The following is a 22,947-nucleotide window of genomic DNA, read 5'->3' on the forward strand; positions in this document are numbered from 1 at the left end:
TTTGCGGATGTCCTGGCATGTTACTAGGTTCACGAAATCTGCGCCTAGTTCTCCCCTTTGTAGGGTTTTTCGATAAACTGTCTGACCAGTTGTCACAACGGGACGTCTCCCCAGCCGATGGCCGCAGCCCCCAAGCCCGACAATGAAACACAGCGCCTCACCGAGCTTTATGCCCTGAAGCTACTCGACAGCGGTCCGGACCAGGCGTTCGACCGGATCACCGAGTTGGGCCGGGACCTGTTCCAAGTGCCCGTAGTGCTGGTCTCGCTGGTGGATGCCAAGCGGCAGTGGTTCAAGTCCTGCGTCGGGCTGGGTCTCGATGAAACGCCCCGGGAGCAGTCCTTCTGTGCCTACACGTTAGGCGATGCGGAACCGCTCTTCATCGAGGACGCTTCTCTGGACCCGCGTTTCGCAGACAACCCGCTGGTGACCGGGGAGCCGCGCATTCGGGCATACGCCGGCTGGCCGCTCACCCTGGGCTCGGACCTGGTGCTGGGTACTTATTGCCTGGTGGATACCCAGCCCCGTATCTGGACGGCGCAGGAACGGCGATGGTTGAAAGGGCTGGCCGGTCAGGTGGAGGAGTTGATCCGGCTCCACGCAGCGCGTGAACGGCTCCAGGAAGAGCATGATGCGGCGAGGATGATCAATATCCGGCACGCGGCGCTGCTGGATGATTCCGCCGCCGGGATACTCCGCATCAACGAACAGGGCCGTATCCAGGCCATCAACCCGGCCGCGCTGGCTATGCTCGGCTACGAGCAGGACGAGGTCCTGGGGCGGAACGTCTCGATGCTGATGCCGGCGCGGTACGCCGAGCACCACAACGGGTTTCTCCAACGTTACCTCGAGACAGGCGAGAAGCGGATCATCGGGACGGGCCGCGAGGTGGAAGCCTGCCATCGCGATGGGCACGAGATCCCGGTGCACCTGGCAGTCAGCGAAGTGGAGGGGCCCGACGGCAGCCGTGAATTCTTGGGCGTGCTGACCGATCTCTCCCGGGTACATGCGGCGTCGCGGGCGGCGGAGCGGGAGCGGGCTTTGTTGAGTTCCGTGCTGGCCGGCAGTCCCAACCCGATTTACGCGCGGGATACCCAGGGGCAGTACGTACTGGCCAACGATGCCTGTGCCCGCGTGCTTGGGGTGGCCCCGGGCGACCTGGAGGGGCAACGTCCGCGGGATATCTTCCCGAAGCGGGTTACCCGGATTACCGGTGCTGTAGATGAACGGGTGATGGGCACGGGGCAACCAGAGAGCGTAGTCGTGAATCCTTTGGAGGACGACGAGAATACCCGATTCGAACTGGCCAAATCGCCGCTCTACGATGCGCAGGGTAACGTCAATGGTGTGGTCACGGTTGCCCACGATATCAGCGACCTCTGGCGGGCAACCCGTGACTTGCAGGCCAGGAAGTCGGTGCTGGAACTGAGCCAGCGTTTTGCCCGGGCCGTGCCCTGGGTGTTGAACCTGGACAGCGGGTACATCACCTGGCTTAACGAGGGAGAGGCCGTGTTGGCCCGCGAGATCGACGGGCAGGAGCAAACGGTCGACTCGTTGCTGGAGCGGGTCCCGGAAGCCGATAGGGGGGCCATCAGGGCCGCACTACAGGGTGTCGTGGAGCGCGGTGAACGCTTCGCGGTGGAGCACCGATTCGTGCTCGACGACGGGCGCGAAATTTGGGTTGCGGTGGACGGCAACCGGATTGAGGGCGGGGCCGAGGAGTCCGCCCGGATCGTCGGAATGGCCCAGGATCGTACCCGGGAGAAGGAGCGCGCACTGGCGGCCGAGGGCCAGCGGCGTCTGCTCAAGGTGCTGCACCAGGGGCTCACCGATTACCAGGCGCTGCTCTCCGGCAACCAGCTCTGGCGGTTCCTGCTGGACGCCCTGCTGGATCTCACGGACAGCGGCCAGGCGTTCATCGGCGAGGTGCTCGAGACCGATCAGGGTCCGGAACTGAAGATCAATGCCATCACCGACATGACCTGGGATGACGCCTCCCGCGACCTGCTCGCGCGGCTGGAGGAGGGCGGGATGCGTCTGGGCCGTGCTGACACCCTGCTCGGCCGCAGCTTTGCCAGGGGCGAGGTGGTGATCAGTCGGGATCCCGCGGGTGATCCCCGTGGCGCGGGGCTGCCACCGGGGCACCCGCCGCTGGACAACTATCTGGGTGTGCCGATCCTCTCCGATGGCGTGGTGATCGGCATGTACGCCATCGCCAACGGGCAGCATGGCTACAGCGAGGAGACGGTCGAGTGGCTGAAGCCCTTCACGGCGGCCTGCGCGCTGTTGATCAACCTGCGCCGACAACTGGACGAGCGGGAGCAGGTGATGCGCGAGCTGGCTGAGGCCCGCGACCAGGCGGAGCGGGCGAACCGCGCCAAGACCGACTTCCTGTCGGCGATGAGCCACGAACTCCGCACGCCCCTCAACGCCATCCTCGGGTTTTCGCAGTTATTGCAGAACAGCCGCCGCCAACCCCTGCCCGACGGGCAGCGGGAGCAGGTCCGGCAGATCCACAGTAGCGGCAAGTACCTGCTGGAGCTCATCAACGACGTGCTGGACCTGGCGCGGGTTGAGTCCGGCCGCATGCAGGTGTCGCTGGAGCCGGTGTCCGTGGCCGACGTCGCCCGGGAAGCCCTGGACACTATCGCCGGGGTGGCGGGCGCCAGCACGGTCAGTGTGGAGCCGCCGGCCGACTTGACCGATTGGCCCACGGTGCGGGCGGACTACACCCGCCTCAAACAGATGCTGCTCAACCTGCTCTCCAACGCCATAAAGTACAACCGTGAGCATGGCCGGGTCTGGCTGACCTGGGAGCGCTGGCAGGACGGCCAGAGCGTGATTGCCGTGAACGATACCGGTCCTGGCGTTCCTGATGCGCGGGAGGCGGAGTTGTTCCAGCCCTTCAGCCGCCTGGATGCAGACCAGGCCGGCATCGAGGGGACCGGCATCGGGCTGGCGCTCACCCAGCGGCTGGCCGAGCAGATGGGAGGGGGCGTGGGCTACCGCCGAAGGGAACCGGACGGCACCGTTGAGGGGGGAAGCACGTTCTGGATCTGTCTCCCGGAGGATGAGCCACAGTCGCACGCGGAGTCGTCTGAACCGTGCGCTGCCGTTGATGACCGGCGTGAGGCGAGGTCCTGCGCCCGCCGGCGCCGCAAGGTGTTGTACGTGGAGGACAACCCCGCCAATCAGCAGCTGTTGCGTGCGGTGTGCGACGAACTGCCCAATGTGGAGGTGACCTGCGTGCCGTCAGCGGAGCTCGGCATTGAGTGGGCCTTCAGCGAGCAGCCGGACCTGGTCCTGATGGACATCGATCTGCCGGGCATGGACGGCTTCGAGGCGCTGCAGGTGCTGTCGCGCCACGCCGCCACCCGGCATATCCCGGTAGTGGCCCTTTCCGCCTACGCCCTCCGGAGCCAGATCCGGCAGGGGCTGGACGCCGGTTTTCGCGAGTACCTTACCAAGCCTCTGGACATGGCCCGTCTGCGCCAGATTCTGGAGGAGTGGTGCACTTGATCCGATTGGGATGCAGAGGAGGGCTGTTGGATGGGGGAGCAGGAAACATGCACTGACGCGCGCCTGCTCGTGGTGGATGACACTCCGAGCAATGTCGCGGTACTCAGCGCCATGCTCGCCGAGGGCGGCTATGACAATATCCGTGCGATCACCGACCCCCGACAGGTGGAGGGGACGGTGGCCGACTGGTCGCCGGACCTGGTGCTGCTTGATATCCGAATGCCCCACATGGACGGCCACCAGGTCTTTGATCGGTTGAAGGCGCGCTGGGCCGACCGGTGTCCGCCAGTGATCGTGCTAACGGCGCAAAATGACCGGGAGACCCGCACCCGGGCGCTGGGCCAGGGTGTTCGTGACTTCTTGACCAAGCCGTTCGACCACGAGGAGGTGCTGCAGCGGATTGGGAACGCCCTCGGGGATTACGGCGCCTACCGCCGTCAGGTGGACCACTCCGAGGAACTGGAGCAAATGGTGCGCGCCCGCACCGCCGAGTTGGAGCGCCTTGCGCTGGAGGATCCGGTCACAGCGCTGCCGAATCGCAAGGCCATGTTGGAGGAGATCGACCAGCGGCTGGAGCGGGGGGAGTCGGTCGCCGTCTGCTTTCTTGTGCTGGACGGTGTGGACGAGGTCGCGCAGCTGCACGGCTACCCGGTGGCCGAGGCCCTGTTCCGCCGCCTGGCCGAACGGTTGGTCGAGTCCGCGCCGGACTGGCGTGTCGGGGCCTGGGGGGGCAGCGAGCTGTTGCTGGTGACCCGGCCGTACCAACCGGATCACGCGTTGCAGGTGGCCGCCGAGGCGTTCCTGGCCCGGTTGCAGCCGGTGGAGGAGATGAACGGGCTGAGGCTCGCCCTGGAGGGGCGCCTGGGCCTTACCCGGGCGCCACAGGATGGCAGCCGCGGAGAGGACCTGGTCCGGCGGGCCGCACTGGCGTTGCCGCAGCCGGGGAGTGGTAGCCGAATCCGCCTTTTCTCGTCGGAGCAGGAATCCGCCCTGGCGGACCTGCGCGCCATGCAGCACCAGCTGAAGGTCGCCACCGCCAGGGACGAACTGCACCTGGTCTACCAGCCTCAGATCGATCTCCGGGACGGGCGGGTGATCGGCGCCGAGGCGCTGCTGCGCTGGAACCACCCGCAACGGGGGCAGGTATCGCCCGGGGAGTTCGTGCCGGTGGCCGAGGCCAGCGGTCAGATGGGGGTGCTCGGACAGTGGGTGGTGGACGAGGCCTGTCGGCAATTGGCGGCGTGGCGTGCATCGGGACAGATCGATGAAACGTTCAAGCTGGCGGTGAATGTCTCGCCCGCCCAGCTGTCGGATCCTGGGTTCGCGGACTGGCTGCTGGCGGCCCTGGCGCACTGGCAGGTGCCCGCCCGGGCGCTCACCCTGGAGGTGACCGAGTCGGCGCTGATGGAGGACGTCGGGCTGGCACGCCACCTGCTCACCCAAATCAGCGATGCCGGACTGGAGATTGCGGTGGATGACTTCGGGACCGGCTATTCCTCGCTGGCTTACCTGAAGACCCTGCCGGTGGACACCCTGAAGATCGATCGCGCCTTCGTGCGCGACCTGGCCCGCGACCATCAGGACCAGGTGCTGTCCCAGGCCGTGGTGGCCATGGCCCACAGCTTCCGACACGAGGTGGTGGCCGAGGGCATAGAAATGCCCGAGCAGGCCGCCCTGCTGCGGGATCTCGGCTGTGAATACGCCCAGGGGTTCTGGTTCGCCCCGCCGCTCTCGGCGGCGGGGTTTGTCAGTCTCTACCAGGATCCGCCGGACTGGTCCTTCTGAGGATGTGGCCGGCGGGGTGGCGTGCAGATTAGAAGCGGGTGGCCACCTTCATCCAGTATTGACGGCCCGGTTCATTGAGCGGGTCGAACCGGCCATTCGGGTCCAGATCGGGGCTACCGCCCTGGATATGCTCGCGGTACTGCTTGTCGAACACGTTGTCCACGCCGAGGGTGGCGTGGGTCTGCGGCGTAAAGCGGTGGCCGGCGTACAGCCCCAGGGTGGCGAAGCCGGGGGTCTCGCCGGTATCCACACTGTAGATGGTGCCGAAACCCTCGTGAATCCTGTCCTGGCGCTCGACTGCGCGGACCACGCCGCCACCGAACCAGCTACCGTCGTCGTAGTCCAGGCTGAGGGTGCCCTCCAGGGGCGGGGTCTGGGCCAGCGGCTCGCTGTCGCTGTCGTTGTCGGCGCGCACCCAGGCCAGCGTGGCGGTGGAGGAGAGTACGGGGGTGAAGCGGTAGGTGAGGTCTGCCTCCAGGCCGTAGTGGGTGGCGCTGATGTTGCGGGCATCGGCCTCGCCGGACTCGGCGCCGATCAGAATGTAGTTGCTGAACTCGCCGTAGAACGCGGAGACCGTCGCAGACACCTGGTCACCGTGCCATTGGGCGCCGGCATCGAGCTGGGTGAGGCGCTCGGTCTCCAGATCGAAATCCTTCATCCGCTCCCAGAAATCCGGCGCACGCTCCGCAGCCCCCACACCGATGTTGAAGGTCAGGGGCAGGTCGGCCAGGTCCCGCTCGTAGCGGGCGAAGCCGCTCCACAGGGTGTTGTGGTCCGTGGTGCCGGGGGGGGCGCCGCCGTAAGGGGACTCTGCCTCCGCCCGGTTACGGTCCACCCGGGCACCAAAGAAGAGGTGGTCGCGCGCTGTCAGGCCGTGTTCCAGCTCGGCGTAGGCGCCGTAATCGCGGAATTCGGCGGTGTCATTGCGGGGGTAGTCGGTACTCAGCACTTCCTGCAGCGTGTTCGTACCCTCCATCGTGGTCCGACGGCCGCGGCGGTGTTCATCCTCGGTGTAATCCAGTCCTACCGTCATCCAGGTCTGGTCGGCCAGCACCAGTTCCGCATCCACCTTGGCGCCGGTGGTGCGCCGGTCGGGAAAACTCACCGTCTGCTGGGGGGCGCTACGCAGCCGGAAGTTATCCATCACATGGTCCACGTAGCTGTAGAAGGTCTTGAATTCCACGGCCTCCAGCCAGAGGGTGATGGCCTCGCGGCGGGCTGTGAGGCTGTAGCCGGTGCGGTCGAAGGTGGTCCCATCCATCATCCGGTCGCCGTAGGCCGCCTCCGCGTCGCTGCGCTCGTAGGCAAACTCCACGTTGGTGAACTCATCCGGTGTCCAGCCGAGGATGCCGGTGCCGCTCCAGCGCTCGAATTCCGAGTGCACCTTGTCGCCGTCTCCGTCGCGGTAGTCATCCTGCGTGGAGAGCGTGCCGATGATGCGCGCGTAGCCCTCGGTACTGCCGGCGGTTACGTCGGCCATCAGGTCGGTGCGGTCGAAACGGCCCACCGTCATGCTGGCGTGGCCGGTGACGGTGGGATCGTCAAACCGCCGCGGGTCCCGCTCAAAGTCCACCACGCCGGCCAGGGTCGGGCCGAACCGAACGGTCTGCGGGCCCTTGTAGATCCTTACCCGGTCATAGCTCTCCGGGTAGATGTAGGCCGTGGGCGGGTCCATGCGCTGTCCGCAACCACCAAACACCGGGCTGCCGTCCATCAGGATGTTCAGGCGGCCGCCGCCCAGCCCGCGCAGCTCCGGGTCGCCGCTGGTGCCCCCCTTGCGGCTAGTGGTGAACCCGGGGATGGACTTGAGGAAGCTGCCGCCGTCCTGCGCCGGCAGGGGCAGGCGGCTTGTCCGCGGGTCGGTCTCAAGTTCCCCGGGGCTGGTCATGACAGGGGCGGTCACCACGATGGGGGCAAGGCTGCCCCCGGCGTCCGCCAGGGCGGGGGTACCTAGCAGGGCGGCTCCGGTGAGCAGCCCGAGTGAGATGGGGTAGGTGGCGTGGCGGGTACGGGATGACGCTGGCATCGCTTGCTCCTGCTTCCTGGTTGTACTGGTTGTATTTCCAAGGATTGAGCAGGAAACAGGCCAACTCGATGTGATTTATTAAGCCAATGATCTATAGAATAATTTCGTTTTTAATGGGAGTGATTCGCAGTGGCAGGGCAGGTCAGGGCTGGCATCTCACACGGTGCTGTGGCAAATCACACACCGGGCTGGTGGGTGATTTGACGCGGTTCGGTTGCAGCGTCGCGCCGGACGGCGCAGCATGGCGCTATCGCTTAACGGGGAGGCAGTGTCATGCAATATCTTCACACCATGGTGCGCGTCAGCGACCTCGATGCATCGCTGGATTTCTACTGCAACAAGCTCGGGTTGGTGGAAATCAACCGCAAGGAGAGCGAGAAGGGGCGCTTCACGCTGGTCTTTCTCGCTGCGCCCGATGACGAAGAGCGGGCGCGCAGTGCCGACAAGGCCCCCATGCTGGAACTGACCTGGAACTGGGACCCGGAGACCTACACCGGCGGGCGGAACTTCGGGCACATTGCGTTCCGGGTGCCGAATATCTACGCGCTGTGCCAGCAGCTGATGGACAGCGGCATCACCATCAACCGGCCCCCCCGTGACGGGCACATGGCCTTCGTCCGCTCACCGGACGGTATCTCCATTGAGCTGCTGCAGGCCGGCGAGGCCCTGCCGGCCAAGGAGCCGTGGGCGTCGATGGAGAACACCGGTACGTGGTAGCCGGGAAAAGACTACCGGCGCCACTGCCCGGCCGGCGGTTGGCACGGTTCAGCGTTGTCGCTAGAATTAGGAATGATTCTTAAACGCGTTCTATATGGAGGTGTGCAAAGTATGAACTGGGTGCGGGTGGCGGTGACGGTGGTCGTGGTGTTGGGCTTAGCGGCCTGCGGGGGGACAAACGCCTCGGATGGCGAGCGTCCGCAAGTGGTGGCGACCTTCTCCATTCTGGGCGGCCTGGCCCGTGAGGTGGCCGGTGACGACGTGGAGATCAAGGTGCTGACCCCTGTCGGGGCCGAGGTCCACGAATGGGAGTTGATCCCCAATAACTTCATGGCGCTGGAGCAGGCCGACCTGGTCCTCTACAACGGCTACCAGCTGGAGCAGTGGATGGGGCAGGTCCGAGCCACGGTGGGTGAAGGTGTGCCGGTGGTTCCGGTGGCCGAGGAATCAGGCTTTGAAACGCGGCCCATCGTCACCGGAGATTTCGAGGGCGACCCGGACCCGCACCTTTGGATGGACCCGCGCGCCTCGGCCGAGTACGCCCGGGTTATCGCCCGCTCTCTGTCCGAGATCCGCCCGGAAAAGGCCGACGCCTTTGAGTCACGTGCCGAGGATCTGGCCGATCGCCTGCACGCACTGCACGAGGAACTGACCGAGGAACTCGCTGGTATCCCCGAGGGCAAGCGACTGCTGATCACCAGTGAGGCGGCCTTTGTCTACTTCGCGGATGCTTACGACTTCGTCCACGACGGGGTCTGGGGCACCAACGCCGAGACCGAGGGGTCGCCGCGTCAGATCATGCGCATCGTGGACTTGGTGCGCGAGATGGAGCCCCGCGCCATTTTCTGGGAGAGCACGATCTCCGACCGGCATGTGCGCAGCGTTGCTGATGACACCGGTGTGCGGGTGGCCGGCCCCCTCTACGTGGACTCGCTCGGTGAGGAGGGCAGCGGCGCAGAGGATTATTTCTCCCTGATGCGGCACAATGCGCGCCTTCTGACGGAGCATCTCTCGGAGCAGTAAGCGTGACCCCAGCCCGTGACGGGACAATTGCCGGACCGATCGCTGTCCAGGCCGACAAACTGTATGCCGCCTACGAGGGCGAGCCGGTGCTGGCGCACGTGGACGTGCGCCTGCCGGCAGGGCAGTGGACGGCGATCATCGGACCGAATGGCGCAGGCAAGTCGACCCTTTTCCGGATCCTCGTCGGATCCATGCGCCCTCTGCGGGGGCGCGTGTCCGTACTGGGGGAGTCGCCGGCACGGCAACGTCGCCGCGGTGCGATCGCCTACATGGCCCAGCAGGAGGCCATCGAGTGGGATTTCCCGATTTCGGTCCGCGACACGGTCATGACCGGCCGCTACGGGCACATGCGCAGCGACCCGCTCTGGCGTCGGCTGATGCCGCCCAGGTTGGTCGAGCCCCGACACTGGCTGGCGGTGGACGCGGCGCTGGAGGCGGTGGACATGGCCGCGTACGCGGACCGGCCGATCGGTGCGCTGTCCGGGGGGCAGAAAAAGCGGGTCCTGCTGGCACGGGCCCTGACCCAGCAGGCCCAGGTCCTGCTGCTGGATGAACCCCTCGCCGGGGTGGACGCGGCCAGCGAGGCGTTGATCCTGGATGTACTCGCCCGCGAACGGGCTGCCGGGCGCACCGTGGTGATGGTCACCCACGACCTGGTCAGCGCCCGCGAGTACGCAGACCAGGTGCTGCTGTTGAACCGCACGGTCATCGGGATGGGTGATCCGGAGGAGATGCTGGTGGACGAAATGCTGGCGCGGATGGCCGCCGCCGGCTGGCGGGGGCCGTCCGAGGAGCCGCAGCCGCGCCGGGAGGCCTGGCTATGATCGCCTGGCTTGAAGGGGTGGGGCTGGCAGTTGTCGATGCCCTGCTGGTGGCGCTGCTGGCGCTGGTCGGGTTGCTGCCGGAGGCGCTATCAAGCCCCTTTGACTATGGGTTCATGCAGCGGGCACTGCTCACCTCCGTGCTGGTGGGGGCGGTGTGCGGCATGCTCTCCTGCTATGTGGTGCTGAAACGGTGGTCGTTGCTGGGTGACGCCATATCCCACGCGGTGTTGCCCGGCGTGGCCATCGCCTACCTGCTGGGCTGGCCCTTTTTTATCGGGGCGTTTATCACCGGCGCACTCACCTCATTGGGGATCGGCGCTATCGAGCGCCATACCCGCATCAAGTCGGATGCGGCCATGGGGCTGATGTTTACCGCGGCGTTTGCCCTGGGCATCGTGATCATCAGCAAGATCGCCTCCAGCACCCACCTGATGCACATCCTGTTCGGTAACGTGCTGGGGGTTCAGCACTCGGCACTCTTGCTGACCCTGGTCTCCGGCATTATCGCCTTTCTGGTGGTCTGGCTCTTCTACCGGCCGCTGCTGCTCTACACCTTTGACCCGCTGCAGGCGCAGGCGCTGGGGTTTCGTACCAGCGCCATCCATTACGGGTTGATACTGCTGCTGACGCTGACCATCGTGGCCAGCCTGGAAACCGTTGGGATCATCCTGGTGGTGGCCATGTTGATCACCCCGGGGGCCACGGCCCATCTGCTGACCGAGCGGTTGACCACGATGATGGGCCTGTCGGTGGGCGTGGGTGTGGTCTCCGCCGTGGTCGGGTTGTACCTGTCGTTTTTCTTTGACGTGGCCTCGGGCGGCGCTATCGTGCTGGTGGCCACTGCGATTTTCCTGTTAACGCTGTTGTTCGCGCCCCGCCACGGCCTGCTGGCCCGGTGGTGGCGCCGGCGCGGCGTGCCGATTACGCCCGAGCCCTGACCGGGCAGTTGTCACCGCCTAGATCTCCTTCAGTGCCTGTCGCTGCATGCGGTGCAGGGCGATCAGGCCGAGTATCGGTCCGGGCAGCAGCCACCAGATCACGTGCAGTTCCTGCGTCGCCCAGAAGTGGGTGGTCAGCGCGATCGCCGGAATGGTCATGGCGAAACCGATCGCGTTCATGATGGCCAGCGCGGCGCCCAGTCGCTCCCGCGGTGCGGTCGCGGAGGCCAGGGCAGAGAACTGCGGCGAGTCGGCGATCACCGTCAGGCCCCAGAGAGCCAGCAGCCCCAGCAGGAGCCACGGGGGCGCGGCGCCCAGTAGCGGGTAGAGCAGGCACAGGGTGCCGGAGATGGCGAGCGTGATGCGGGCCACGTTGAAGCTGCTCAGCCAGCGGCTGATCCGCCCGCCCCAGACGCAGCCTGGGAGGCCCAGGCCGATCACCAGGAACGCCAGCCAGGGCAGCCAGGCGGGGTCCAGGCCCAGCCGCTGGATCTCGCGTGCGACCAGGAACGGGGTCAGGGTCCAGAACGCGTACAACTCCCAACAATGGCCGAAGTACCCGAAAGCTGACGCCCGGAAATTGTTGCGACGGAATGCCGCCAGGCCTGCCCACGGGCGGCCACCGCGGGCCGGTCCCGGAAGCTCCGGGCCGTCACCCAGTGTGAGGATCAGCCAGGCGGCTACCAGCGCCAGACCCGATGCCAGCAGTAATGGCCATTGCCAGGGGAGTTCAAACGTCGCCCCCCGCAGCAGGTGGGGCAGGGCGGTCCCGAGGGTGAGCATCCCGACCAGCCAGCCTAGAGCGGCCCCGGCATACCGGGGTGTCCAGCTGACCACCAGCTTCATGCCCAGGGGGTAGATGCCGGCAAGGCATAACCCGGTCAGAAAGCGCGCGATCACGCCCGCCTGCAGGTCACCGGCCACCATGATGAAACCGGCGTTGATGAGGGCACCGGCAACCGCTGCCATGGCGAATAGCCGGCTGGCGCGGACGCGGTCGGCGAGGCCGGTGGTGGCGATCAGCAGGGTGCCGGTGATAAAGCCGGCCTGCACCGCCATGGTCAGCAGCCCCAGGCCGGCATCGCTGAGATTCACGGCCTCGCCCAATGCGTGCCCAACGCCGTTTACGCTGAACCAGAGCGAGGTGCCGAAGAGTTGGGCGATGACGATAACGGCCAGGGGGTGTCGCGCCAGTTTTTCTCTGAACATTTTGGTTTTGGCGTCTCAGGGGGAGAGCCAGTCTAGCAGGATGCGGCGAAAGGTCGCATGGGCCTGGGAGCGGCGGTGCCGGGCGCCGGTCGCTTGCACCCGGTCTGTTAAACACGTATATCTGACAGTAGCGCGCCGCCCCGGTCCCGGGGCGGCGATTCTCATGACGCCACCAGGACCCCGGCCCCCCCAGGCCGGGGTCCTGGTTTTTCTGGCTGGCTGCCAGGCGATTAAAGGATTGAGGGTGTTTATCCAATGAGCACAAGACCGCCCATTTTCGTGACCAGCCGCGACGCCGATCGGCTGGATGCACTGCTGGACGCCACCTCCCCCCGGGATTGCCCGGGCAAGGCCGAACTCCAGGCCGAGGTGGACCGTGCCGAGGTGGTGGAGCCGGAGGACATGCCGCCCAACGTGGTGACGATGAACTCGAAGGTCCGTTTCCGGGTGGTTTCGACGGGTGAGCGTTTCGAGTTGGCCCTGGTCTACCCCCGGGATGCCGGCAGCAGCGAGACGGTATCGATTCTCGCCCCGGTCGGCAGTGCGTTGCTCGGGCTTTCCGAGGGCGATGAGATCGAATGGCCGCGGCCGGGTGGCGGCAGTCTGAAAGTGCAGATCGAGAAGGTGCTGTACCAACCCGAGCGAGAGGGGGAATACCACCGCTAATACCGCGTTGCCCACTGGGTTGCAAGCCGGGGCCAACCTTACTAAAAATGGGGAAGGGTGCCCTTTCCTTGGAGGGCATTACGCCCGGGGCCCGTCGCCGTGGCGGCGGGCGCAGCTTGTCTTCCCTGATCGAGGAGGTAGGTGATGGCGGATAACGAGCATTACGATGGCGACTCGAGCCCACTGATCTGGCTTCTTGCCGTGGTGGCGGTGCTTCTCATCGGCATAATGCCGGGGCTGGTCGGTCTGTTGACGCAGCTGGGGGGCTGACAGCGCCTGGCAGCGGCATCTCCAGGTCAGGTGCCGCAAAAGGTCTGGTAAACCCGCTGCTCGGGCAATGGCGGTGCGGCCAGGTGTTCGGCGCCTGGCTGCTCATCGAATGGCCGTTGCAGCACGTCCAGCAGTTGCTTCATGGGCGCAAAGTCGTGCCGTTCCGTTGCGGCATCAACCGCCCATTGCGCCAGGTGGTTGCGCAGGATGAACTTCGGGTTCACCGCCCGCATGGCCGCCTGACGTGCGCCGTTGGTGCGCGCCTCCTGTTGCAACCGATCCGCCCAGCGCCTTGCCCAGGCATCGAACGGCCCCTTATTTCGAAAGTGCTGGCGGGCGGGTGCGGCGAAGCGCTCGGGGGCCTCGGTGGGTGCACCCGCCTCGCAAAGGGCGCGGAATACCGCGGTGAAATCCGCTTGCTGCTCCGCCATCAGCTCGAACAGGTCGTACGCCAGGCTTACGTCTCCCGGTAGTGCCTTTGCCAGCCCCAGTTTCGCGCGGAGGCTGGCGTGATGGGCCGCCTCGAAGCGGGGCAGGAACTCGTCCAGAGCCTCCCGCGCGATCTCCAGCGCCCGATCCTCATCGTCGCTCAGCAGAGGCAGCAGCGTCTCCGCGAGCCGTGTCAGGTTCCAGTGGGCCATCCGGGGCTGCTCATCGAATGCGTAGCGGCCGAAGCGGTCGATGGCGCTGTAGCACGTCTTGGGGTGGTAGGTGTCCAGGTAGCCAAAGGGCCCGTAGTCGATGGTCTCACCGACCACGGACGTGTTGTCGGTGTTCATCACCCCGTGAATGAACCCCACGCTGATCCATCGGGCCACCAGGTCGGCCTTGCGGGCAATGATCGCCGTCAGCAGCTCGCGGTAACGCTGTGGCCGGCCAGCCAATTCCGGGTAGTGCCGGTCGATCACGTAGTCGGCCAGGGTGCGGACACCCTCCTGATCACCCCGGTGGTAAAAGTACTCAAAGGTACCCACCCGCACGTGGCTGGTGGCCACGCGGGTGATGACCCCGCCGGGCTGGACCGTCTCGCGCCACACCGGCTCGCCGGTGGTGACGGCTGCCAGCGCCCGGGAGGTGGGTATGCCCAGGGCGTGCATCGCCTCACTGCCCAAGTATTCCCTCACCACCGGGCCGATCGGCGCGCGGCCGTCACCGCTGCGGGAGTAGGGGGTGATGCCGGAGCCCTTGAGCTGGATATCCCGGCGGACCCCGCCCCGGTCTACTACCTCGCCTAACAGCACCGCCCGCCCGTCACCCAGTTGGGGGACCCAATGCCCGAACTGGTGGCCAGCGTAGGCCATGGCAATCGGTTCGGCGCCTTCCGGGATGCGATTGCCGGCGAATATCCGCGCGCCCGGACCGGCGTCGAGGAGGTCCGGCTGGAGGCCCAGTGCCTCGGCGAGGGGCTGGTTGAGCTCTATCAGCTCCGGTTGCGCCACGGCGGTGGGTTGAACCCGGGAATAGAACCGGTCCGGGAGGCGGGCATAGGTGTTGTCGAAGGGGATGGGCGGCTGCTGCGGCATGGTAAGCGTGTCCGGCGTTGCCAATTGCGATGCGCACTATTGTAAGGCAAAAACCAAGTAAAACACTCGGAAAAAAGTCAGGGTTGATCCTCTCCCGGTCAAAGCGGGTTAGACTGTTCTGCCGTGCACCCAGAGAACAGATTGACGATGCGACGTTTGCTTGCGTTTGCGCCGATTTTGCTGGCGGCGCTGCTCTCCGCCTGCGGCCAGGGGCCTGATGATGAACCACGAGAGCCGCTCGCCGACCCGCAGGAAACCGGTGAACTCAGGGTGGTCACCCGTAACTCAGCAACGGCCTATTATGTCGATCGCCACGAGCGCCGAGTCGGCCCGGAGCACGACCTGGTAGAGGCCTTTGCCGAGGCGCAGGGCTGGTCCGTGGACTGGGTGGACCTGCACACCACGGCCGAGGTGCTGGCCTACCTGGAGGAGGGCCGGGCGCACCTGGCCGCCGCCGGGCTGACGCACCTGGACTCGCGCAACGACCGGTTCGAGCGGGGGCCGGCCCATACCGAGGTCACGCAGCAGGTGGTCTGCCATCGCGATATGAGCAACAGGCCCAAGAGCATGACGGATCTCGCTGACGTGGGGCTGAAAGTGACTGCCCATTCCAGTTATGCCGAGGCCCTCGAGGAGTTGGCAGAGCAGCATACCGACCTGGCCTTCGAGGAGGATGAGCGCGGCTCCGAGGAGTTACTGCGCGCGGTGGCGGAGGGCCGCCTGGACTGCACCGTGGCAGATTCCACCATCGTGCGCCTGAACCGCCGTTACCTGCCTGCCCTCGAGGTGATGATGGACCTGACAGAGGGTCAGAATCTGGGGTGGTACATTGCCGAGGGGTTCGATGACCTGGCGAAAGCGGCGTTTGCCTGGATGAACAGTCGCGAGGGGGATGAAGCCATCGCGGCCATGGAGCAGCGCTATTACGCCTACGTGAGCGAATTCGACTTCGTGGACATGCGGGCGCTGAGCCGGCGCATCGAGGATACGCTGCCGGAGTACAAGGCCTACTTCGAACAGGCGGAGGAGGAGACGGGTATGCCGGCGGACCTGCTGGCGGCCCTATCGTACCAAGAGTCCCACTGGAACCCGGAGGCCCGCAGCCCCACGGGGGTGCGCGGCATGATGATGCTCACCCAAAGCACGGCGGAATCACTTGGGGTGAACAACCGGCTGGACCCGCAGCAGAGCATCATGGGCGGTGCCCGCTACCTGGCGGATCGCTACGAGCGTCTGCCGGAGCAGATCCCGGAACCGGACCGCCTGTTTCTGGCGCTGGCCAGCTACAACGTGGGCCGCGGCCACCTGCTCGATGCCCGGCAACTGGCGCGGGATCTGGACCGAGACCCGGACGACTGGCAGGAAATGAGCGAGGTGCTGCCCCTGCTGGCGGACGAGCGCTACTACCCGAACCTGCGATACGGCTATGCCCGGGGCTACGAGCCGGTGCACTTCGTGCAGCGTATCCGCAACTACCGGGACGTGATCCGCCACGCCTTTGATTAGGCGGTACGAGGACTGGCGCAGAGGAAGTGAGCGTTGTAATATTCATAAGTAGTCATATAATAGCGATGAATATTTTAGCCTGACGCCAAAGCATTTTCGGAGGATCGTGATGGGAAAGTTGTTTCAGTTCGGTGAGAGGATGGAGGAATACGCAGTTCCCGTCTTGAACGAGCGCGAGGCCCGTGCTGGCGCGGGCATCCTGTTCGTCGCGGCGCTGATTGCCTTCCTTCAGGCCTTCCAGTTGGGGAGCTTTACCCCGATGCGGATGGTAGTACTGGCCTTCTTCCTGGATTTCGCCATCCGGGTGCTGGTCAACCCGCGCTTCGCGCCCTCGCTGGTCCTGGGGCGCCTGCTGGTCGGCAACCAGGAGCCCGAGTACGTCGGCGCGCCACAGAAGCGGTTCGCCTGGGCACTTGGGCTAGGCATTGCCACCGTGGTGATGTTTCTGGTGTTCGGGCTGAACAGCGCGGGTCCGGTTGTCCTGGCCGCGTGCCTGGTCTGCATCGTGCTGATGTTCTTCGAAACCGCGTTCGGGATCTGCATCGGCTGCAAGATGTACAACATGTTCTTCAAGGAGCGGGCGCAGCTTTGCCCGGGCGGGGTATGCTCCATTCAGCGCAAGGAACCCATCACCCGGGTTCGTCCGGCGCATGTGCTGGTACTCGCCGGATTCATCGCGGTGCTGGCTGTCTCCGCCCCGATTGTTGCTGGCCTGGAGCAGCCCGAGCGGCTGGCCGCGGTTGCCGCATTGAGCGAGTAATTCCGAGGCCAAACAGCCTCAGCGACATACAGGGCGCCATCGGCAGGGCCGGTGGCGCCCTGTCGCGTTATGGAGCGGGTCAATGATGGGGAACGGCGGGTGTCGACTGACGGGGGGCTCCGGCGGGGTTCAGGAGAAATGCCGGAAGCAAAAAAGCCCAAGCCATAAGGCCTGGGCTTTTTCTGTATGGCTCCCCGGGACGGGCTCGAACCGCCGACCCAGTGATTAACAGTCACTTGCTCTACCAACTGAGCTACCGGGGAACTGTGCGCTGCGTTGTGTGGGGCATTTTACTCACGCAACGCTACCTGTCAAGCGTGCGGACCGTGGCGGTTACCAGCCAGGCCTCGTCTGCTCATGGCCTTTCATGCGAAATCCCGGTTCGGCATTAACCAGCCCGCTGAGGGCCGATGGCCTGCCTGTTCCGCTTCCTGGTAGCGCTGGATGAAGTCACCTACCAGCTGTTGCAGTGCCTGATCGGGGTCCCGCTCATCCTCCAGGTCCACCAGGCCAGGCTCATCCTGCAGCGGTGTCTGCAGAAAGTGACTTTGTTCATGGCTGATCCGGTGGCCATGAAGCTCGTAGTACAACCTTAGGCGCACGGTGGTTGGGATGGTGCCCAGGTTAAAGTCCAGCTCTGTCATGAGCTCCCGCGGTGCTTGTAGCAAGGGGTGCTTCAGGGCGGAGGCGTTGATTATCTGCATGGGGTTCTCCCGGGCGTTCGTTGGCCGGCGTTCGGTACTGTATAAGCGCGATCAACTGCTCCAGTCTTTGCTCTGGCTCAAATTGCAGGATAAAGTGTTCTATAAAATGTGCACAAAATGAATCTTACAGGAGTGATGGACACCATGCCGCTGACGAAAAGCCACACGTATGCTGATGAGCTATCGGCCAGTCCCCTTTTCAATGGCTTGGCGCCCCGCCAGATCAGCGAAGTGCTGGGACGCGCCCAGCCGCATCAGCTCGAGGCGGGGGAGACTCTGTTCAATGCCGGTGAGACCGCCAACAGCTTTTATCTGCTTTACGCGGGTGCCATCAAATTGTTGCGTGGTTCACCGCAGGGGCAGGATGTGGTTGTCAGAATTCTGCGCCCCTTCGAACCATGCGCTGCCTGTTCCGTGATCGGTAAGCAGGCCGCCCGCTTCCCGATTACCGCGCGGGCTTGGGAGGGCAGTGTGGTGCTGGCGTGGCCCGCCCAGGCGATGCGTGAGGAACTCAAGCGGCTGCCGACGCTGCAGACCAACCTTCTGGAAATTGTCGCCCGTTATCAGGAGCAGACCGTGGAGAGACTCTGTGAGGCCTCCACAGCGCAGGTACCCCAGCGCCTCGCGCAGTGTTTGCTCCGACTGGCGGAACAGGCCGGAACACCGACCGCAGACGGTGTTAGGTTGGCGGATAGCATTACCCGCCAGGACTTGGCAGAACTCTGCGGCACCACCCTGCATACCGTCAGCCGGACCCTCTCCGGCTGGGAGCGTGACGGCCTGGTCCGTGTGGGCCGGTGTCGCGTCACCCTTACCTCCCTAAACCGTTTACGGCTTCTGAGCGGTAGCTGATTGCCACTGCGACAGGTTGTCACACGGCTGTTTGTCCTGCCGCAAAGACCAAGCGGCCTCTCTGGATATTAACTATGCGGCAAGGCGGGGCAGCGTGCTCCGTCCTGCTAATCGCATAACCAGAGAGGTAGGCAGGACATGGTCCACAAACTTGTTCTAACGGCGGCATTTGGCGTAGCGCTGGCAATCCCGGGATTGGCTGCAGCAGGGGATCCCGAACGCGGTGCTGGACTGGTCGCCAGCTGCGTCGCCTGCCACGGCCCCGGCGGGCGCAGTTCCATGCCCCGTTATCCCAATTTGGCCGGTCAGCACGAGGCCTATCTGCTATCCGCCCTCGAGGCCTATCGCGACGGCGATCGCGAAGACCCCGAGATGGCGCCTCAGGTCATGCGTTTCGATGACCAGGAGCTGGCGGACATCGCGGCGTACTTCGCCGAGCAGGACTGCGACTAGGGCCAAAAGGACGCGGAGGCTGCCGTGCTGAAAGGAACCCGCCAAACCCTGGGCTGGCTTTGTGCTCTCTTGCTGTTGGCCATGCCCTGGCAGTTAGGCGCAGCGGACTGGCTGGATGAAGTCCTACCCGGCGCCGACAAGGTGGGGGCACCGGAGGGGGAACCCCCGGTGCACCCTCTTTATGAGGACGGCGAACGGGTGGGCTACGCCTTCGAGACCATCGAGATTGCCCCGATCGGCGCTTACTCCGGGAAGCCGGTCAACATGCGGGTCGGCATGGATCTGGATGGCTACATCACCGGCGTGCAGTTGCTGGAGCACTCCGAACCGATCGTGCTGATCGGGGTCCCCGACCACCGCCTGGTGGACTTCATGGACCAGTACGTCGGCAAGCACGTGACGGAACGGGTGCGCGTGGGCTTGTCCCGTCGCCAGCGCGAGGGCTATGTCAGCGTCGACTCCGTGTCCAGCGCCACCGTGACGGTGGTGGTGATGGGGGACTCCATTATGCGCGCGGCCCGCCTGGTGGCCCGCGAGCACGGCATTGTCGATGTGGATGTGGCCGCCCTGCGGGAACCGGCCACGGTGCGCGAGGATGTCTTCGAGGAGGCTGATTGGGCCGCCCTGAAGGAGATGGGCGCGCTGGGTCGCCTGCAGATCGCCCGGGGTGACGTGGACGAGGCCTTTGAGGGCACCGACGCCGAGGGCGTGGACACCGCCCCCGACGGTGCCGAGGAAGAGACCTTCATCGACATCTATTTCGGCTACCTCAATGTGCCCACCATCGGTCGCAATCTATTGGGTGACACCCAATACGAACGCCTCATGGATCGGCTGGATGAGGGTGAGCACCTGCTGGGGGTCATGGCCAGCGCTGACAGCGACTACTCCTTCAAAGGGGACGGCTGGGTGCGCGGCGGCGTCTTCGACCGCATGCAACTCATCCAGGGTGACCAGACCATCCAGTGGCACGACCGCGACCTGATCCGGCTGCACCGGCTGGACACGAACAGCGCGCCGGACCTGGGTGAGAAGGAAATCTTCATCATCCGCGCCGATGCCCGCTTCGACCCGGCCAGCGACATGGACCTGGAACTGCTGGTCCGCCGGCAGGTCAGCGCGTTGGACCGCATCAATGCCCGGTTCGAGGCCAGCTACCAGGTGCCGGAGCAGTTCCTCGATATCCCCGAGCCGCCAGCCAGCCTCGATGAGGATGACCGTCCCCTGTGGCTGACCGTGTGGGAGGACCGGGTGTTCGGCATCACCGTGCTGGCCGTCAGCCTGGTATTCCTGACGTTCATCCTGCTCTTCCAGGATGTGCTCGCGCGCCGGCCGCGCCTGCTGTATTGGATACGCCACGGTTTCCTGGTCTACACCGTGGGCTTTATCGGCTACTACGCCCTGGCACAGCTGTCGGTGGTGAACATCTTCACCTTCACCAATGCCCTGTTCACCGACTTCCAGTGGTCCACGTTCCTGATGGACCCCTACATGTTCATCCTCTGGAGCTTCGTCGCGGTGACGGTGTTGCTCTGGGGACGGGGTGTCTACTGCGGCTGGCTTTGCCCCTTCGGCGCCATGCAGGAACTCATCAACGAGGTTTCGCGCAAGCTGCGGGTCCCCCAGTTCGAGATGCCCTTCGCGGTGCACGAGCGGCTCTGGGCGCTGAAATACATCGTCCTGCTCGGCCTGTTCGCCATCTCCCTGCATTCGCTGGTAGAGGCGGAGCGCTACGCCGAGGTGGAGCCGTTCAAGACGGCGATCTCCATGCAGTTCATGCGCGAGTGGGGCTTCGTGCTCTACGCCCTGGCCTGGCTCGGCATCTCGGTGTTCATGCGCAAGGCCTTCTGCCGGTACGTCTGCCCGCTGGGTGCGGGGCTGGCCATCCCGGCGCGCATCCGACTGTTCGACTGGCTGCGTCGGCATAAGGAGTGCGGCCAGCCCTGCCAGATCTGCGCCAACGAGTGTGAGGTGCAGGCCATTCACCCCGATGGGCGCATCAATGCGAACGAGTGCCACTACTGCCTGGACTGCCAGGTGACGTACTGGAACGACCGCAAGTGCCCGCCAATGATCGTTCGTCGCAAACGCCGGGAAAAGGCGGCGCGACAAGCGGAGGGGAGGGGCCAAGGCGCCTTCCCGACAGTGGAAGTGCCCCGAACCACGTAAACCACCGCGGGGGCATCTGATCGATGTACCAGAGCCGAGAGGGCTATGACGATGAGTGAGATGGACACGAAAAAGGCAACGATCGACGACACCGGGGGGCTACAGAACCCGGGTCGCCGTAAATTCCTCGGCACCACGGCTGCCGTGGGTGCAGTGGGCGCGGCTGGGGCCACCGGTACCGGCATGCTGGTGCGCAGTGGCGAGACCAGCGCCGCCCCGGGCAACAGCAACGCGCACAAGGTGGGGCCTGGCCAGCTGGATGAGTACTACGGCTTCTGGAGCGGCGGCCATTCCGGCGAGGTGCGCATCTTCGGCGTGCCCTCCATGCGCGAGCTGCTGCGCATTCCGGTGTTCAACTTTGACAGCGCCATCGGCTGGGGCATTACCAACGAGAGCAAGCGGGTGCTGGGCGAGAGCGGCGTCTTCCTCAACGGTGATACCCACCACCCGAAGGTGAGCTACACCGATGCCCGGTATGACGGGCGCTGGTGCTTCATCAATGACAAGGCCAACACCCGGGTGGGCCGCATCCGTCTCGATATCATGCGGACGGACAAGATCGTCACCATCCCCAATACGGCCTCCATTCACGGGCTGACCCTGCAGCGGGTGCCGAAGACCGAGCGGGTCTTTGCCGCCGGCGAGATGATCATCCCCACGCCCAACGATGGTCGCCACCTGGAGGATCCCAGCGAGTACTGGACGCTGATGACCTGCCTCGACGCCGAGACCATGGACATCAAATGGCAGGTGATCGTCGATGGCAACATGGACAACTGCGACACCGACTACGAGGGCAAGTACGTCGGCGCCACCTGCTACAACTCCAACCGGGGTGTTACCCAGGAAGAGATGATGGGCCCGGAGCGCGACTGGGCGGTCATCTTCAACGTGGCCCGCATCGAGGAGGCGGTGGCCAACGGCGACTACACCACCATCGGGGATTCTGACGTGCCCGTGGTGGATGGTCGTGGCGCGGACAAGGGTGGGTCCGATTACACGGTGTACATCCCCATCCCGCGTAGCCCGCACGGCTTCAACACCGCGCCGCCGGACGGCAAGTACTTCGTGGTCAGCGGCAAGCTCTCTCCCACCTGCTCGGTGGTGGAGTGGGCCCGCGTCGACGACTGGTTCGACGGCACCATCACCGACCCGCGCGACACCGTGGTGGCCGAGCCCGAGGTGGGCATGGGCCCGCTGCACACCACCTTCGATGATCGCGGCAACGCCTACACCTCGCTGTTCATCGACAGCCAGGTGGTCAAGTGGAACATCGCCGATGCCATCCGTTCCTATGACGGGGCCGATGTGAACTACATCCGCGACCGCATCGACGTGCATTACCAGATCGGTCACCTGAAGGCGTCGCTGGCCTGCAGCCGCGACGTGGACGGCAAGTACCTGGCTTCGCTCAGCAAGTTCTCCAAGGACCGGTTCCTCAACGTGGGCCCGCTCCACCCGGAGAACGACCAGCTCATCGATATCTCCGGCGAGAAGATGGAGCTGGTGCACGACGGGCCGACCTACGCCGAGCCCCACGACGCCCTGATGGTGCGCGCCGACCAGCTGGACCCGGTGAAGATCTACGACCGGGAAGACCCCTTCTTCGCCGACACCGTGGCCATGGCCAAGGAAGATGGCGTGACCCTTGAGCGGGACAACAAGGTCATTCGCGATGGCAACAAGGTCCGCGTCTACATGACCTCCATCGCGCCAAGCTTTGGGATCACCGAGTTCAAGGTGAAGAAGGGCGATGAGGTGACCATCGTGGTGACCAACCTCGACATGATCGAGGACCTGAGTCACGGCTTCGCGCTGGTCAACCACGGCATCAACTTCGAGGTGAACCCGCAGCAGACCTCCTCGGTGACCTTCGTGGCCGACAAGCCCGGGGTGCACTGGTACTACTGCAGCTGGTTCTGCCACGCCCTGCACATGGAGATGTCCGGCAGGATGCTGGTCGAGGCGTGAGCCATCCGGGCGGGCCCTGCCTGAGTGCAGGG

18 protein-coding genes and 1 tRNA gene are annotated in these 22,947 nt (G+C 65.1%); 14 read left to right on the forward strand and 5 right to left on the reverse strand.

Going from position 1 to position 22,947, the window contains the following annotated elements:
* Positions 1–117: 117 nt before the first annotated feature.
* Together DFR31_RS09465 and DFR31_RS09470 are read left to right on the forward strand one after the other, a co-directional pair.
* Positions 118–3,519 carry a hybrid sensor histidine kinase/response regulator gene (locus DFR31_RS09465; protein WP_121442435.1) on the forward strand — a complete coding sequence of 1,134 codons (3,402 nt, stop codon included), beginning with the start codon at positions 118–120 and terminating at the stop codon, positions 3,517–3,519.
* Positions 3,520–3,549: 30 nt separating this feature from the next.
* A complete protein-coding gene (locus DFR31_RS09470; RefSeq protein WP_121442436.1) occupies positions 3,550–5,304 on the forward strand; it encodes a putative bifunctional diguanylate cyclase/phosphodiesterase in 1,755 nt (584 codons plus the stop codon).
* Between the two features lie 28 nt (positions 5,305–5,332).
* Here DFR31_RS09470 and DFR31_RS09475 read toward each other — a convergent pair whose 3' ends face one another.
* Positions 5,333–7,330 (reverse strand): TonB-dependent copper receptor, encoded by a 1,998-nt coding sequence (locus DFR31_RS09475; protein ID WP_121442437.1) that lies wholly within the window; start codon positions 7,328–7,330, stop codon positions 5,333–5,335.
* Between the two features lie 273 nt (positions 7,331–7,603).
* Between DFR31_RS09475 and DFR31_RS09480 the strand changes: the two genes are divergently transcribed.
* The 4 genes from DFR31_RS09480 (at position 7,604) to DFR31_RS09495 (ending at position 10,832) form a co-directional block, all read left to right on the forward strand.
* Positions 7,604–8,047 carry a VOC family protein gene (locus DFR31_RS09480; protein ID WP_121442438.1) on the forward strand — a complete coding sequence of 148 codons (444 nt, stop codon included), beginning with the start codon at positions 7,604–7,606 and terminating at the stop codon, positions 8,045–8,047.
* Between the two features lie 111 nt (positions 8,048–8,158).
* Positions 8,159–9,070 carry a metal ABC transporter solute-binding protein, Zn/Mn family gene (locus DFR31_RS09485; RefSeq protein WP_121442439.1) on the forward strand — a complete coding sequence of 304 codons (912 nt, stop codon included), beginning with the start codon at positions 8,159–8,161 and terminating at the stop codon, positions 9,068–9,070.
* A gap of 2 nt (positions 9,071–9,072) precedes the next feature.
* Entirely contained in the window at positions 9,073–9,894 is an 822-nt protein-coding gene (locus DFR31_RS09490; RefSeq protein WP_245971146.1) for a metal ABC transporter ATP-binding protein, read from the forward strand.
* Positions 9,891–10,832 carry a metal ABC transporter permease gene (locus DFR31_RS09495; RefSeq protein ID WP_121442440.1) on the forward strand — a complete coding sequence of 314 codons (942 nt, stop codon included), beginning with the start codon at positions 9,891–9,893 and terminating at the stop codon, positions 10,830–10,832. Before DFR31_RS09490 ends, DFR31_RS09495 begins: the two co-directional genes overlap by 4 nt.
* An 18-nt stretch (positions 10,833–10,850) precedes the next feature.
* Here the strand turns inward: DFR31_RS09495 and DFR31_RS09500 are convergent, their stop codons facing one another.
* On the reverse strand, positions 10,851–12,041 hold the full coding sequence (locus DFR31_RS09500) for an MFS transporter (protein ID WP_121442441.1): 1,191 nt from the start codon (positions 12,039–12,041) through the stop codon (positions 10,851–10,853).
* A 255-nt stretch (positions 12,042–12,296) separates the two neighbouring features.
* Between DFR31_RS09500 and rnk the strand changes: the two genes are divergently transcribed.
* Positions 12,297–12,707 (forward strand): nucleoside diphosphate kinase regulator, encoded by a 411-nt coding sequence (rnk, locus tag DFR31_RS09505; RefSeq protein WP_121442442.1) that lies wholly within the window; start codon positions 12,297–12,299, stop codon positions 12,705–12,707.
* A gap of 144 nt (positions 12,708–12,851) precedes the next feature.
* Positions 12,852–12,977, forward strand: a complete 126-nt coding sequence (locus DFR31_RS14050) for a hypothetical protein (protein ID WP_281273360.1) — start codon at positions 12,852–12,854, stop codon at positions 12,975–12,977.
* Positions 12,978–13,003: 26 nt separating this feature from the next.
* On the opposite strand, the gene DFR31_RS09510 is transcribed toward DFR31_RS14050, so the two are convergent.
* Positions 13,004–14,500 carry a protein adenylyltransferase SelO gene (locus tag DFR31_RS09510; protein WP_121442443.1) on the reverse strand — a complete coding sequence of 499 codons (1,497 nt, stop codon included), beginning with the start codon at positions 14,498–14,500 and terminating at the stop codon, positions 13,004–13,006.
* A 147-nt stretch (positions 14,501–14,647) separates the two neighbouring features.
* Between DFR31_RS09510 and mltF the strand changes: the two genes are divergently transcribed.
* Positions 14,648–16,006 carry a membrane-bound lytic murein transglycosylase MltF gene (gene mltF, locus DFR31_RS09515; RefSeq protein ID WP_121442444.1) on the forward strand — a complete coding sequence of 453 codons (1,359 nt, stop codon included), beginning with the start codon at positions 14,648–14,650 and terminating at the stop codon, positions 16,004–16,006.
* A gap of 109 nt (positions 16,007–16,115) precedes the next feature.
* Positions 16,116–16,766, forward strand: coding sequence for a DUF4395 domain-containing protein (locus tag DFR31_RS09520; RefSeq protein ID WP_121442445.1), 651 nt, complete (start codon positions 16,116–16,118; stop codon positions 16,764–16,766).
* 187 nt (positions 16,767–16,953) lie between these two features.
* On the opposite strand, the gene DFR31_RS09525 is transcribed toward DFR31_RS09520, so the two are convergent.
* Positions 16,954–17,029: transfer RNA gene (locus DFR31_RS09525), tRNA-Asn, on the reverse strand.
* Between the two features lie 102 nt (positions 17,030–17,131).
* Positions 17,132–17,470: a hypothetical protein gene (locus tag DFR31_RS09530; protein WP_121442446.1), complete on the reverse strand. Its 339-nt coding sequence runs from the start codon at positions 17,468–17,470 to the stop codon at positions 17,132–17,134.
* Positions 17,471–17,614: 144 nt separating this feature from the next.
* Here DFR31_RS09530 and DFR31_RS09535 point away from each other — a divergent pair, with 144 nt between their 5' ends.
* From DFR31_RS09535 to nosZ, 4 genes are all read left to right on the forward strand, one after another.
* Positions 17,615–18,322, forward strand: a complete 708-nt coding sequence (locus tag DFR31_RS09535; protein ID WP_170153653.1) for a Crp/Fnr family transcriptional regulator — start codon at positions 17,615–17,617, stop codon at positions 18,320–18,322.
* 138 nt (positions 18,323–18,460) lie between these two features.
* Positions 18,461–18,775 carry a c-type cytochrome gene (locus DFR31_RS09540; protein WP_121442448.1) on the forward strand — a complete coding sequence of 105 codons (315 nt, stop codon included), beginning with the start codon at positions 18,461–18,463 and terminating at the stop codon, positions 18,773–18,775.
* Positions 18,776–18,799: 24 nt separating this feature from the next.
* Positions 18,800–20,944 (forward strand): transcriptional regulator NosR, encoded by a 2,145-nt coding sequence (gene nosR / locus DFR31_RS09545; RefSeq protein WP_245971147.1) that lies wholly within the window; start codon positions 18,800–18,802, stop codon positions 20,942–20,944.
* Positions 20,945–20,995: 51 nt separating this feature from the next.
* The gene (gene nosZ, locus DFR31_RS09550; RefSeq protein WP_121442529.1) at positions 20,996–22,915 is read left to right on the forward strand and encodes a TAT-dependent nitrous-oxide reductase; all 1,920 of its coding nucleotides are present in this window, start codon (positions 20,996–20,998) and stop codon (positions 22,913–22,915) included.
* Positions 22,916–22,947: the final 32 nt, after the last annotated feature.

Origin of the sequence: Alkalispirillum mobile, from assembly GCF_003664325.1 — a bacterium.
Classification (GTDB): Bacteria; Pseudomonadota; Gammaproteobacteria; order Nitrococcales; family Halorhodospiraceae; genus Alkalilimnicola; species Alkalilimnicola mobilis.